The sequence below is a fragment of the Streptococcus hyointestinalis genome (genome assembly GCF_011039275.1).
Lineage (GTDB): Bacteria > Bacillota > Bacilli > Lactobacillales > Streptococcaceae > Streptococcus > Streptococcus hyointestinalis_A.
In genome coordinates this window covers 1,227,231-1,240,933 of sequence record NZ_JAAKGB010000001.1, presented here as the reverse complement: position 1 = coordinate 1,240,933, position 13,703 = coordinate 1,227,231, and the positions used below count along the sequence as shown (strand labels likewise).

At 42.5% G+C, this 13,703-nt stretch carries 14 protein-coding genes and 1 other RNA gene; 12 read left to right on the top strand and 3 right to left on the bottom strand.

Annotation, left to right across the window (positions count from 1 at the left end; genetic code table 11):
- The first annotated feature begins 32 nt into the window (after positions 1-32).
- Positions 33-1,169: an Mbeg1-like protein gene (locus G5B60_RS05990; RefSeq protein ID WP_164683196.1), complete on the top strand. Its 1,137-nt coding sequence runs from the start codon at positions 33-35 to the stop codon at positions 1,167-1,169.
- Between the two features lie 48 nt (positions 1,170-1,217).
- Here G5B60_RS05990 and G5B60_RS05985 read toward each other — a convergent pair whose 3' ends face one another.
- The 3 genes from G5B60_RS05985 to G5B60_RS05975 form a co-directional block, all read right to left on the bottom strand.
- Entirely contained in the window at positions 1,218-1,835 is a 618-nt protein-coding gene (locus G5B60_RS05985; RefSeq protein ID WP_164683195.1) for a DUF3862 domain-containing protein, read from the bottom strand.
- 164 nt (positions 1,836-1,999) lie between these two features.
- Positions 2,000-2,349, bottom strand: a transfer-messenger RNA (tmRNA) gene (gene ssrA, locus G5B60_RS05980).
- Between the two features lie 61 nt (positions 2,350-2,410).
- Entirely contained in the window at positions 2,411-3,607 is a 1,197-nt protein-coding gene (locus G5B60_RS05975; RefSeq protein WP_164683194.1) for an ROK family transcriptional regulator, read from the bottom strand.
- A 196-nt stretch (positions 3,608-3,803) separates the two neighbouring features.
- Between G5B60_RS05975 and G5B60_RS05970 the strand changes: the two genes are divergently transcribed.
- The 11 genes from G5B60_RS05970 to G5B60_RS05920 all read left to right on the top strand — a co-directional run bounded on the left by G5B60_RS05970 (position 3,804) and on the right by G5B60_RS05920 (position 13,689).
- Positions 3,804-4,703, top strand: a complete 900-nt coding sequence (locus G5B60_RS05970; protein WP_164683193.1) for a haloacid dehalogenase-like hydrolase — start codon at positions 3,804-3,806, stop codon at positions 4,701-4,703.
- A gap of 14 nt (positions 4,704-4,717) precedes the next feature.
- Complete coding sequence (locus G5B60_RS05965) at positions 4,718-5,029, top strand: PTS sugar transporter subunit IIB (protein ID WP_164683192.1); 312 nt, start codon at positions 4,718-4,720, stop codon at positions 5,027-5,029.
- Between the two features lie 5 nt (positions 5,030-5,034).
- Complete coding sequence (locus tag G5B60_RS05960; RefSeq protein ID WP_164683191.1) at positions 5,035-5,358, top strand: PTS lactose/cellobiose transporter subunit IIA; 324 nt, start codon at positions 5,035-5,037, stop codon at positions 5,356-5,358.
- The gene (locus G5B60_RS05955; protein WP_164683190.1) at positions 5,355-6,665 is read left to right on the top strand and encodes a PTS sugar transporter subunit IIC; all 1,311 of its coding nucleotides are present in this window, start codon (positions 5,355-5,357) and stop codon (positions 6,663-6,665) included. Before G5B60_RS05960 ends, G5B60_RS05955 begins: the two co-directional genes overlap by 4 nt.
- Before the next feature lie 185 nt (positions 6,666-6,850).
- Positions 6,851-7,717 carry a GRP family sugar transporter gene (locus G5B60_RS05950; protein ID WP_115269332.1) on the top strand — a complete coding sequence of 289 codons (867 nt, stop codon included), beginning with the start codon at positions 6,851-6,853 and terminating at the stop codon, positions 7,715-7,717.
- A gap of 89 nt (positions 7,718-7,806) precedes the next feature.
- Positions 7,807-8,652, top strand: coding sequence for an alpha/beta fold hydrolase (locus tag G5B60_RS05945; RefSeq protein ID WP_164683189.1), 846 nt, complete (start codon positions 7,807-7,809; stop codon positions 8,650-8,652).
- A 24-nt stretch (positions 8,653-8,676) separates the two neighbouring features.
- Positions 8,677-9,045: a hypothetical protein gene (locus tag G5B60_RS05940; protein WP_164683188.1), complete on the top strand. Its 369-nt coding sequence runs from the start codon at positions 8,677-8,679 to the stop codon at positions 9,043-9,045.
- 62 nt (positions 9,046-9,107) lie between these two features.
- Positions 9,108-10,049 (top strand): competence protein CoiA, encoded by a 942-nt coding sequence (locus G5B60_RS05935; protein WP_164683187.1) that lies wholly within the window; start codon positions 9,108-9,110, stop codon positions 10,047-10,049.
- 18 nt (positions 10,050-10,067) lie between these two features.
- Entirely contained in the window at positions 10,068-11,870 is a 1,803-nt protein-coding gene (gene pepF, locus G5B60_RS05930; RefSeq protein ID WP_164683186.1) for an oligoendopeptidase F, read from the top strand.
- 127 nt (positions 11,871-11,997) lie between these two features.
- Positions 11,998-12,633 (top strand): SDR family oxidoreductase, encoded by a 636-nt coding sequence (locus tag G5B60_RS05925; RefSeq protein ID WP_164683185.1) that lies wholly within the window; start codon positions 11,998-12,000, stop codon positions 12,631-12,633.
- Positions 12,634-12,636: 3 nt separating this feature from the next.
- Positions 12,637-13,689 carry an LLM class flavin-dependent oxidoreductase gene (locus G5B60_RS05920; RefSeq protein ID WP_164683184.1) on the top strand — a complete coding sequence of 351 codons (1,053 nt, stop codon included), beginning with the start codon at positions 12,637-12,639 and terminating at the stop codon, positions 13,687-13,689.
- Positions 13,690-13,703 lie beyond the last annotated feature (14 nt).

Here is a 13,703-nt window from a genome sequence, read left to right as displayed (position 1 = left end):
AAAATGAATAAAATATGAGAAGAGTAAATACTATGCCAAATTTATTAAACTATCTTAAAGCAGCAAAAGACCTATCATTTGGCGATTTACCACTAAATGACTTAGATCGTATTTGTATCAATGAACTTGCCTACATCCCTTTTGGAGAGCTTGCTGGCTGGACGACGTCTGATAGCCAGACCTTATTTGACTTTTTAGAGGAAAATGTCGAGCACCTGCAGGTAGGGGCTCTCATCACTGAAAATCGTCTGCGTTTGAGCTATCTCATGGCGATTTCAAAGCGTTTTGAAAACCTAACCATTAGCCACTATGTCAGCAGTATCACCGTTGAGTTTGAGCGCCAGTTTGCGGCAGCTTTGTTTACCTTGCCAGACGGCAACTATCACCAAATCGTTTTTCGTGGGACAGATGACACGCTGATAGGCTGGAAAGAGGACTTTAAGCTGACTTATATGCGTGAGATTCCATCGCACCGCTCTGCCATTCGCTATCTCAAACATCTCTTACCACATTTAGAGGGGGAAATTGTCATATCTGGGCATTCAAAAGGGGGCAATCTTGCCCTCTACGCTAGCACTCAGCTACCAAAGGACTTGCAAGACAAGGTCAGTCGTATCATCTGGCTAGATTCCCCAGGTGTCCAAGAGTATATGCTCACAAGAGAAGGTTATCTCAATATCAAAGACAAAGTGCAAGGTTATCTACCGCAGGACTCGATTGTCGGTATCATGCTTTGGCACCTTGAGTCCAAAGAGCGAGTGGTTAGCGACGCCTTTAGTATCGGTCAGCACAATATTTTTTCTTGGCAGGTAGACTTAAAACACCTTGGGACATTTCAAGAGGTGACTCATCAAGGTGAGGTCAGTCGCAGTCTTGAAAAGACCTTCAAGGAGTGGACAGATGAGCTTGGCATTCACGAGCTCAAGCAGATATTTGACTTGGTGTTTGATAGTTTTTTGGACAATGGGCTGAGCCGTTTTAGCGATTTTACCTTTGACGAAAAATGGAAAATCCTAGCTGCTCTTGCGCAGTTTGGCTCTCTAGACAAGGCAAAACGTCATCTATTGACCCACTCAGCAACGCTGCTGTTAGCACAGTTTACGACCAACTTTGTGGCGGAAAATTTCAAAAAACACCCAGCACCACAAGAACATCGAAATAAACAATAAGAGAGTGGAACAAAATCGCATTTGACGATTTTTGTCCCGCTCTCTTTTCTAGTTGACACCAACGATAGCTTTGTTGGTGAGTTGATTGTTGACGAAGTTGAGCGTGATTTGAGGGTTGTTTTTGCTATCAGCTCCCTCGATACCACTGACCCAGACAGCTTGCAGTTTTGTGTATTCAGACGAAGCTGACTCAGAGTAGATGTCAGGCTGTCCGAGCAGGTCAACGGCTTGCTGGAAGGTCATATTATCTGTGATTTTAGCGATTTTGTCTTTGGTGATGGTATTGTAGCGGATGAAGCTAAAGTTTGAGATCGAGCGTGTGATGGCGCTGTCTCGCAGGAGATTGACCGTGATAGTGACTTCATCAAACTGCCAAGTATAGCCATCTAGCGTCACATCACCAGCAGGTGTCTGAAAAGTTTGAGCAGGCTCGCCAAACATGGCTTTTAATTGCTCCAAGTTTGTCCCACCAGCAAATTCAGAATCCTTGGTTCCCAGTGTGATATTGTTAAAAGCAAGCCGTATGTCTTGATGTTTAGCAGGAACATCAGAGACAGCCGTTAGGCTAGATGAGCTCGTTTGTGATTTGTCTTGTTTTTGAGGGGCGCAGGCGACAAGTCCTAGCCCCAACACACATAATAGTGTGAATTGACCTAATTTTTTCATACTATTTCCCTCTTTATACGATTCCTTTTATACTACTATTATACCACAAGTCAGCAAAAAGCGCAGAAGTGATTTCTTTTTATTTTCTAATATAAAACAAAAAGCCCCATCCTAAAGAGGCTCTTTCCTATGAATTTAAAAAATGAAAAACAGGCTAATTGCTTTAATGGAGCCGGTGGGGATCGAACCCACGTCCAAACACCTGCCAACATATTCATCTACAACCATAGGCTATGTATTGATTTAACCAAAGAGCGACACATAGCTCAAGCCTCTTTTTGGCGAGCCTATCAATCTCTTTTTAGCCAGCTAGGCAATGGCTAAACGTAGTTTGCTCATCAATAAGACCTTCAAACAAACGCAAACAATCTGTAGAAAGTCACGCAGGCTGGTGTTTAGGCAGCTACTGCGTAAGAAGTGTTATTTTTTGCAGTTATATTTAACTGGCAATTTTACATCTGCCGATGAGTTGCCGAATATGCCTCATAATGCCTGTCGAATCCAAAACGACCCCAGAAACATTAGCTCATTTAGTATATCAAAGGAGATAAAAGAAAGCAAGTAAAAAGGTTTTTTTAGATTTTTCCTTTGTAACTGAGATAATACTCATCAATACAAAGGCCAACAGCTCCAACAGCTCCGTTAAAAACAGAAAATGGCATAACAGAGATATCAGGGAAATGTTGATTTTCAAGAACTTTGGTTGTTTGATTGAGTGTATTTAAGATTTTATCAGCTAATTTTGGGTAACTAATGAATTTCCCGTGAAGGTAAATCTGTTCAACATCTAGTAATAGTGTTAGGTTAGATATAGATACTACCAAGTAATTGATAGCTGTGTCTATCAAGGTCATGGCTCCTAAGTCTCCTAGTTCATAGGCGGCTAAAAGATGGTCTAAAGTCAAATCTTCTTCATTTTGGACTAGACTTTTTAGATAACTTTTATCCGTTGCTCTGTAGAGCAACCTTGCTTTTTTTAAAATCCAAGTGTTGCTAGCATAAGTTTGCAAACACCCTCGCTTACCACATTCGCAGAGTTCTCCATTTGGATTGACAACTGTGTGTCCAATTTCACCGATAGCGGGATTATAACGACTGAAGATTCTTCCTTCATACATATAAGAACAGTGCATGCCCCTTCCAACATGAAAAATAATAAAGTTACGTTGACTTGTATTTTTGTCAAATAAACGTTTAGCGATGATGAGGCAGTGTCCATTATTACTATAATAAACAGGAATATCAAAAGAATGAGAAAGTTCCTGTAAATCAACATGACGCCAAACAGGGTTGTTAGTATTGATATGTTTAGCATCCCCTTTTTGTCTGTCATAGTGCCCAGGAAGAGCCATGCCGATTGCCTTTATTGATAATTCGGCATGCTTTTCTAGAAATTCTGTGATGAATTGAATGACGAAAGAACTAGTGTAAGCTTTATCAGTATCTGTAATTTCAAGGTCTTTAGTATCTAAAATTGTTCCTAAATTATCAGTAATAACAGCATAAAAATGTTTTTCTGTCAGCTCCACACCGAGAAAATAACAGGCATTTTTCTTTATATCAAGGAGGATTTTTTTACGCCCAACAGTGTGATCGTCTAGCTCACCTACTTCACAAATCAATTGTTCTGCCAAGAGTTCCTTTGTGATGTTGCCAACTGTAGCAGGAGTTATGCCGTTGAACGTAGAGATATCAACACGTGAAATAGGGCGTTGTGTATAGATGGTATCTAAAACCTTGGCATAGAGCTCTCGTTGTTTATCTGTTTTCATTGTTTTCCTCTGTAAAATTGATAATATTTTTATATCAATTATAGCAAAAAATAAATAAAGTTTCAGTGAAAGCGTTGACAAAAAAGGAAAAGAAGATTATAATTTATTTAGTAATAAAAAATAATCAAAAAAAGGATTGCTACCGCTAAGTTTTGGTTAAAGTTATAAAATAAAAGTAAAAAAAGGAGTGAATGGTATGGGGGTACGTTTATTGAGTGCTGATAGTTCTGAGCTTCTCAATCTATCGGCAACAGAGCTTAAGCAGGCTATAAAAGCAAGTGATGGAAGGGTTGTTTTATCTGAAAATGTTGCCCCACGTCCTTCTTGGACAGGGGATATTATCACAAATGCAGAGATTGCCGCTGCTTTTAGCGCCGATTTGATTTTGCTTAATTGTTTAGATGTCTTTAATATCGACATTTTTGGCTTGCCAGAGAGTGACCGTCCTATTCAAACATTACGTCATCTTATAGGACGTCCAATTGGTGTTAATTTAGAACCAATTGACCTAACCATGGAGATGACAGAAAATCGTCAACGGTTACCAGAAGGGAGACAGGCAACATTAAAAACGTTTCAAAAAATTGAAGATTTGGGGTTTGATTTTGTTTGTTTGACGGGTAATCCAGGTGCAGGTGTGAGCAATAGTCAGATTGAAAAAGCAATCAAACTTGCTAAAAGTACTTTTTCAGGATTAGTTATTGCTGGAAAAATGCATGCTTCGGGTTCTAATGAACCTGTAATTGATATAAAAACTGTTCAAAATTTCATTAAAGCGGGCACTGATATTGTTTTAGTTCCTGCAGTTGGCACGGTTCCTGGATTTACAGAGCAGGAGTTGAAAACTATTGTTGAACAAGCACATGCTTTTGAGGCTTTGGTTATGTCGGCTATTGGGACTAGTCAAGAAGGGGCGGACAGCAGTGTGATTAGAACAATTGCTCTTCGCAATAAAATATGTGGTGTAGATATTCAGCATATAGGAGATGCTGGATATAGCGGTGTTGCTCCTGTTGAAAATATTTATGCTCTTAGCGATACCATTCGAGGAAAACGCCATACCATTGTTAGAATGGCACGCTCCATTCGTCGATAAAGGAGGAGAAAATCATGACAAAAACTATTATGTTAGCTTGCGCAGCAGGCATGAGTACCAGTTTGTTGGTGACCAAAATGGAGCAAGCAGCTACAGAGAAGGGCTTAGATCTATCTATTTTTGCTCTATCACTGGCAGAAGCTGAAGACTATGCCCAAAATAATCCTGTTGATGTGATTTTACTAGGTCCACAAGTAGCTTATAATCTGAAACGTTTTCAAGAATTGTTTTCTGACACCATTCCCGTTGCCGTTATTCCCATGGTGGATTATGGTATGATGAATGGAGCTAAGGTGGTTGAGTTAGCTGAAAATCTAATGAGGTAACTAAAATGGATCAAGAACAATTAGAAAGTATCATGGAGCTCATTCTTCATGGGGGTCAGGCAAAGTCCTTAGCTATGGAAGCTATCGCTCTTGCTAAGTCCAATCAATGTGACAAAGCTAATGAAATGCTAAAAGAAGCAGATAAAGCCTTAATAGCCGCCCACCACTCTCAAACAGCAATGTTGACACAAGAAGCACAAGGTCATGCAGTTCCTTATAGTCTGCTCTTAGTGCATGGTCAAGATCATTTGATGACTAGTATTACTTTTGTCGATTTGGCCAAAGAAGTTGTTGCTATATATGACAGAATATCAGGAGAGATGTTATGAGTAAGTTTGAAGTATTTGTTCAGGAAAAATTAGTTCCAGTTGCTGGACGTCTAGGGAATAACAAACTATTGATTGCTATCCGTGACGGGATAACCTACTCTATTCCTTTGATTTTGATTGGGTCTTTATTCATGATTATCGCAAGTTTTCCTATTCCTGGCTGGGAAGCTTGGCTAGGAGAAATCGGTGTAGCAGGTTATCTATGGAAAGGTGTAGACTCTAGTTTTAATCTTATTGCCTTAGTTGCAGCTTTTGGCATTCCTTACAGTTTAGCTAAACAAAACAAGGCTGACGGTGTGTCTGCAGGTTTTATCAATGTTTCCGCATTTTTAACCGTGACGCCCTATTCCATTCCTTTTATCAATGAAGCAGGTAAAAAGCTCGGTGAAGTTTCAGGAATAGCGCCCTCTTTCTTGTCATCAGGTGGTTTGTTTGTAGCCATTGTGATGGGGCTTATCAATGGTTCTATTTACCTTTGGTTCATGAAAAAAGATATTCGTATCAAGATGCCAGATGGTGTGCCACCTGCTGTTTCAAAGAGTTTTAGTGCGATTATACCAGGCGCAGTCATTATTGCATCATGGCTTCTCATTTATGCTTTGCTAGATAAGTTCGCTCTACCAAATGTTCATGATATTGTAAAAACCGTTTTAGGTGTGCCATTTGGTCTTTTAGGAAGTACCTTAATTGGGAATCTCATTGTCGTACTCCTCAATGGTCTTTTGTGGTTTTGTGGTGTTCACGGTGGAAATGTCCTAAACAATCCCATCATGAAACCGATTTGGCTGGCAAATTTAACGGAAAATGCAGCTGCTCACAAGGCAGGTCAAGAGTTGCCACATATTTTTACTTCTGTTTTTATGGATAATTTTGTGTTCATCGGTGGTTCCGGAGCAACCATTGGGCTCGTTTTAGCCTTAGCCTGGTTAGCACGTCGTCAAAAAGCGAGTAAACAAGCTAAGGTACTCTCTCCCATTACCCTTCTTCCTGCTTTGTTTAACATCAATGAGCCAACGATGTTTGGGTTGCCTGTTGTCCTTAATATACTGACAGTTATTCCATTTGTTTTAGCGCCAGCTCTTAATCTTGTGGTTGCCTATGTAGCATTTGCGACGGGAATTGTCCCTGGTACTTATGCCGACCCAGGTTGGACCATGCCTCCTATCATTTCGGGATTTTTGGCGACAGGTAGTTGGCAAGCCTCTATCTTACAAGCTTTGTTAATCGTTTTAGATATTCTTCTTTATCTACCGTTTGTGATGAGCGTTGAACGCAGATGGCAAGCTAGTGAAAATGAAGAAAATTAAATTTTTAGAAGAAATTGCTCACTAATTGGCAATTTCTTTTCTTTGTGTCCAAAATAGCTCTATAGGATGTGATAATGATTAGAAAAAGATTGACATAGCGCTTTCTTTTTGGTAGGGTGGTAGGTAGCTATTTTTTGTATGGCTATCCATAGTCTAACTGGCATGTTAAGGAGGTAATCATCATTATGTCAGCTTTTGGTTTACTAATCGCACTTATTCCAGCGATTGGCTGGGGGATTCAGCCCTTGATTTTGAAAAAGATTGGTGGAACACCTGTCAACAGTATGTTGGGGTTTGGGATTGGTGCAACCGTTATTGGAGTCATCGTGCAGCTCGTGTGTCATCCGAGCGGTCTGTCAAGCACAGCTTTATTACTCAGTTTCATCTCTGGGATGTTCTGGGTTATTGGTCAAGCTGGGCAAGTGTCTAGCTATGACGTGATTGGTGTTTCAAAAACAATGCCAATCTCAACAGGTCTGCAATTGCTTGGGACATCTATCATCGGTGTTTTAGCTTTTGGAGAATGGTCTAGTTGGACGTCTAAAATCTTTGGTTTTTTAGCGATTGCGCTCTTGATTTTCGGAGCTTATCTGACTTCGCTTGAGCCAAAAGGCGCTAGCAACAAACCGACTCATCTAGCAAAAGGAGTGCAGATTTTAGCTTTCACTAGCTTTGGTTATTGGTTTTACAGTGCTGTGCCTAAAATGGTCAATGCAGATGGTTTGTCTATGTTTCTACCACAAATGCTTGGTGTTTTAGTCGGGTCTGTTCTTTACGCTAGCTTCAAAGAACGCCAAGCTTTCAAGGCAAAAGAAAGCTGGCAATGTGCTGGTGTTGGGATTATCTTTGGGATTGCGTCATTAGCTTACATCTTCTCAGCTAAGCTAAACGGCGTGACGCTCGCCTTTATCCTCACTCAGCTCAATGTCATCCTCTCAACACTAGGTGGCATTTACATTCTCAAAGAAACGAAGCCAAAACGTGAGCTTTTCCTCACTTATCTAGGGCTTGTCATTATCGTGCTTGCAAGCGTGATGACGATTTTCCTATGATAGCCACAAAACTCTCCAGACGGGGAGTTTTTTTAGTGTTATAATAAGGTCAGGACTATTTGTTTGGGGATTATTAGCAAGGAGAGAAAATGTATAATCAAGTAGAGAGTGTCAATGGCAGAAAACTGGCTTATTGTCGGAGTGGCGATTGGCAGGATGAAGTGATTGTCTTTTTTCATGGCTTTGTGGGGTCAAAGGCTTATTGTTTAGAGGCTGGTAGTTGCTGTCTAGTTTCTTTTGAGCGCTTTGGGATTGGGCAGTCGCAGGTAGTGCCTTACTACAGCATGGAGGATTTTCTCGAGTGTGTCCATGAGATTTTACAAAGGCATAAGGTAAGATCTGTCAAACTCATTGGACATAGCGCAGGAGGCTACTATGCTCAGCTTTTTGCACAGCATTTTCCTGATATGGTCACGTCACTGACCTTGGTGAGTAGCATGATCCCCATCAACTCTCCTGCGACAAAGAAAATCATATCCCCTAGCTGGAAATGGATAGCTTTTTTGACCTTGAAATGTAAAGCGCTTTCTAAGTTCTGTTTTAAACGCATGGCAAAAGCCATCACAAGCCATTATGACAAGCAGCTTGCGCACAATTTAGCGACTCTGTCTGAGACAGAACGGCAATTTATCAAGGAAAACCAAGATGTGATAAAATCAGCAGTCCTAAACGCCGTGGCAAATGATGGTCTAGGTGTCTACTACGACGCCTACGCCCTTTGTCAGAAGCGAGATACACTCAAAATCCCCGACCATATCCCAGTCTATCTTTGGCATGGTAGAGAGGACAAAACCGTCCCCATTTCCTATGTAGACTACTTTGAAAGCCATTATCATATCACAAAAAAGCATGTCCTTGATGATCTAGGACACATGCTTTATCTGGTGTATTGGCAGGAGATTGTGCGTGAGGTGGGATGTCATGATGACAAATGAAAGGGATAGGAATAGGTGAGCACAGTGCAGTTTGGATTTTCTTATGTAGGGCTGATTTATCTGATAATGCTAGCGCTGCCAAATATAATATGGACAAAACACCAACCAAAGGGCTATCAAGAATATGCGAGCAGGGAAAATAAAGCACTTCAATTATTGGAGCGACTTGGACAGGTTGCAGTCTCTGGTCTTGTTCTTATGTTTAAGGCCTTTAATGTGAAGACATGGTCAGGCTGGTCGTGCTGGCTGATTCTGTCCTTTTCTCTAATGCTCCTTTATGAAGTTTACTGGATTCGCTATTTTAGAAGTGCCAAAACAATGGCGGACTTTTACAAGAGTTTACTGGGGATTCATCTAGCGCACTGTAGGGAGATACAAGATAAAAAGAGTTGACACCACCACCAAGTAATCGCTTTCTATGTTTTCTTACGAATAGTCTAGTAGGAGGTGGTGTGATGTTAGTGGCACATAATAGTGACAATCAACTGGTGACGGTGCTGGATGGCGTTCCAGAGAAGCGGGACTTTTTCTGTCCTGCTTGCAAGCAACCTGTCCGGCTCAAGGTGGGCAAGGTCATGCGGACGCATTTTGCGCATATCAGCTTAGAAGCCTGCCAGTTTTATAGTGAAAACGAATCAGCAGAGCACTTAGGCTTAAAGGCGGAGCTTTACAAGGCAATATCTAAAACATCAAAAGTAGAGGTGGAGCGTGTCCTAGAGGAGATTGGTCAGATTGCTGATGTCTTTGTGGGTGAGCGCTTAGCGCTTGAGGTGCAGTGCAGTCGTCTGTCTGAAAAACGGCTCATAGAGCGTAGCAAAGCCTATCAGCAGGCAGGCATTCATGTCCTGTGGTTGCTGGGGGAAAAGCTGTGGTTGGGCAAGAAAATCTCGCCCTTGCAAGAACAGTTTTTACAGTTTTCCAAAAACATGGGCTTTTACTATCTGGAGCTTGACTACAAACAACGCCTCATCAGGCTCAAATACCTCATCTACCAAGACCTCAAAGGGCAGCTGCATTATTTGACCAAGACCTGCTCTTTTGATGAGGATGTGTTGGCGTTTTTGCGCTTGCCTTACAAAGCGCAGGCAGTCAGCAGCTACAGTATCAAGCAGGATGACAAGATTCTGACCTATATCCAGCGTCAGCTCTACAATGGCAATCACCGCTGGCTAAAAGAGCAGGAAAAGGTTTACCTTTCTGGTGGTAATCTCTTGGGGCAGCCAGCGTCAGCCTTTTTCCCGCAGGTGAGACCTTTTGATAGCCACAAACTCAGTCTTGTCACAGAGGATTTGACTTGGTTTTATCAAGCTTTTTACAAATATTATCAAAAGCTAGGTTCAAGCGCTGTTCAAACGCTTTATTCGCCAGCATTTTATGGTACAATAAAGGAAAACTAAAGCTTAAGGAGAGAAGAGATGTCAGATAACCGACAAGCGATTGATGAGAAGTACCAATGGGATTTGACCACTGTCTTTGAGAGTGATGAGGCGTGGGAGCAAGAGATGACGGAACTGTCAGCAGCTATTGATGAGGCAAAGAGCTGTGCTGGGCACCTTTTGGACTCAAGTGAGAGCCTAAGAGACATTACTGACCTGGAGTTGGCTTTGTCTCGCCGCCTAGAGAAAGCCTACGTCTATGCGTCTATGAAAAATGACCAAGACACGACCGTCGCTAAATACCAAGAGTTCCAAGCCAAGGCAACAGCGCTCTATGCCAAGTTCAGCGAGACCTTTTCCTTTTACGAGCCAGAGTTTATGGCGCTTGATACGGCTACCTATGCGCAATTTTTAGAGGAAACACCAGACTTGAAGCGCTACAGCCATTTCTTTGAAAAGCTCTTTAAACGCAAAGAGCATGTGCTGACCCAAGCAGAAGAAGAGCTCTTAGCAGGAGCTAGTGAGATTTTCAACGCAAGTAGCGAAACCTTTGAAATCCTCGACAATGCTGACATTGTCTTTCCATTTGTCAAAGATGAAGAAGGAAAGGACATTCAGCTTAGTCATGGTAATTTCATCAGTCTCATGGAGTCAAAAGACCGCAAGACCAGAAAAACTGCCTACGAAGGACTTTACAGTGTCTATGAGCAGTATCAGCACACCTATGCCAAGACCCTACAAACTAATGTCAAGGTGCATAATTTTGACGCACGTGTGCACAAGTATAGCTCAGCGAGACAAGCTGCGCTGGCTAGCAATTTTATCCCAGAGAGTGTCTATGACACGCTCCTTGAGACGGTTAATGAAAACTTGCCGCTGCTTCACCGCTATGTGGCGCTACGTCAAAAAGTGTTGGGGCTTGATGACTTGAAGATGTATGACCTCTACACACCACTGTCTGAGATGGATATGGCTTATAGCTACGAGGACGCACTTGAAAAAGCGCAGGAAGTGCTGGCTGTTTTTGGTGAGGATTACCTCAAAGAAGTCAAGCGTGCTTTTAGTGAGCGCTGGATTGATGTCAAGGTCAATAAAGGCAAGCGCTCAGGCGCCTACTCTGGTGGCTCTTACGACACCAACGCTTTTATGCTCCTTAATTGGCAGGACACTTTGGATAACCTCTTCACCCTTGTCCACGAGACAGGGCACAGCATTCACTCTACTTTTACGAGAAGTCATCAACCTTACGTGTACGGTGATTACAGTATTTTCCTTGCGGAAATTGCTTCTACGACTAATGAAAATATTCTAACGGAAACGCTGTTAAAAGAAGAAACGGATCCGAAAAAGCGCTTTGCTATTTTAAACCATTACCTAGATGGCTTTAAAGGTACAGTCTTTCGTCAAACGCAGTTTGCAGAGTTTGAGCAGGCGATTCACAAGGCAGACCAAGATGGCATTGTCCTAACTAGCGAGTACCTCAATACGCTCTACGCTGATCTCAACGAGAAATACTATGGGCTCAAAAAAGAGGACAATCATTTCATCCAGTACGAGTGGGCGAGGATCCCGCATTTCTACTATAATTACTACGTCTTTCAGTATGCGACAGGCTTTGCGGCAGCCAGTTATTTGGCTGAGCGCATTGTCCACGGTGAAGAAGCCGATAAAGAGGCTTATCTCAATTACCTCAAAGCTGGAAACTCCGACTATCCGCTTAATGTCATTAAAAAAGCAGGCGTGGATATGGAAAGTAAAGACTACCTCACAGCAGCCTTCAAAGTCTTTGAAGAACGTTTAGCTGAGCTTGAAAAACTTGTCGAAGCTGGCGCTCATCTCTAACCTAAAAAATGCCCTTAGATTGCTAAGGGCGTTTTTAGACGGTGTGAGATAGTTTGTAAATCAAATCATTGTCCAAAAAGTCTGAAAATGTTACAATACTAACCATAACTAGAAAGGGGAGAAGAGTATGGATGTCTTTGTTATTGGGAGTACTGGTCGTGTTGCGACTAGTTTATTAAAGCAGTTAGTAGCAGATGGGCATACGGTCAGAGCTGCAGCGAGAAATCCTGAAAAGGTGATAAAACTTAGCGGTGTAGAGCCTGTCGCCTTTGATTTACACGCTTCAGTAGAGGAGATGAAGCAGCTCATGGCAGGAGCAGACGCTGTTCTTTTTGTAGCGGGTTCACGAGGGCGTGATTTGTTGCAGACGGATGCTTTTGGGGCGGTGAAAACCATGCAAGCAGCAGAGAGCCTTGGCATTAAGCGCTACGTTTTACTGAGCTCACTTTATGCGCTGGAGCCTGACAAATGGTCACACCCTAATCTCAGCAAGATTATGGATTACAACGTTGCCAAGTTCTTTGCGGATAACTATCTAGTGACCAATACCAAGCTTGACTATACTATCGTGCAACCTGGCGCTCTTTCTGAAAAAGAGGGGACAGGCATGATTACAGTTACCAATGATGCTTATGGCAGCATTGCTATAGAGGATGTGGCGTCTGTACTTGCTAAGAGTCTTAAAACGCCTGAGACCATTGGTAAGGTCGTTAAGATTATCGAGGGTACTACCCCTATCCAAAAAGCGCTGGAGGACTTATGATACATGACCAAGCTATCTGTCTTAAACTTAGTTCCTGTCCGTCAAGGACATAGTTATCAAGAAACCATTGTTGAGATGAAGCGCTTAGCCCAACGTGTCGAGGAGTTGGGGTATCATCGTTACTGGATTGGTGAGCACCACAACACCAAGCTTTTTGCCTGCTCTTCAACGCCACTTCTCATCCAAGAAGCCCTGTCTGCCACCAAGAGCATTCGTGTAGGGTCTGGTGGTATCATGCTTCCTAACCACAGCCCCTATATGCTTGCTGAGCAGTTTGGGACGCTGGCAGCACTCTACCCCAATCGTCTAGATTTAGGACTTGGGCGTGCACCGGGGACAGACACGGAGACGGCACAGTCTCTACGTCGTAAGACCTTGGATGACGAAGAGCATTTTAAAAATGACATCCTAGAATTACGCTCTTACCTTGAAGGGACAAATACGGTCCACGCCTATCCTGGTGAAGGTCAAGACATTCCCTTTTACATCTTAGGTTCAAGTACAAAAAGCGCTCTTTTAGCAGCGCAACTAGGGCTTCCTTATGTATTTGCAGGGCACTTTGCTCCGCAAATGATGGAGGAGGCGCTGAGCCTTTACCGCCTGCGCTTTCAACCGTCAAAATACCTAGAGCAACCTTACGCCGCTCTAGGCGCTAACGTCATCATGGCAGATACGCAAAAAGAAGCGGACTATCTTGCCACCACGCAAACGCAAGCCTTTGTTGACATCGTGACGGGGCAACAAAGAAACCTTTGCCCGCCTGTCAAGGACAGCGAGACGGTTTGGAAAAATCTCTCCGACTCCAAGCACGCTCCGCATTTTGGACCAGTTGCTTTTAGCCAAGACACCTTTATCAGTCAAGAAAAGAAAATCGTTGAGCGTATGTCAGAGCTCACTCTTATCGGCGACAAAAAGAGTGTCTACAGTCAATTGCTAGCGCTTAAAATGCGTGTCCCAATTGACGAACTGATAGTAGCGACTTATGTTTATGACGAAACCGCACAGCACCATTCCTTTGAACTTCTCGCTGAGTTGGCAAAGGAAAAAGCGATTTAAGTAAAGCAAGAAAG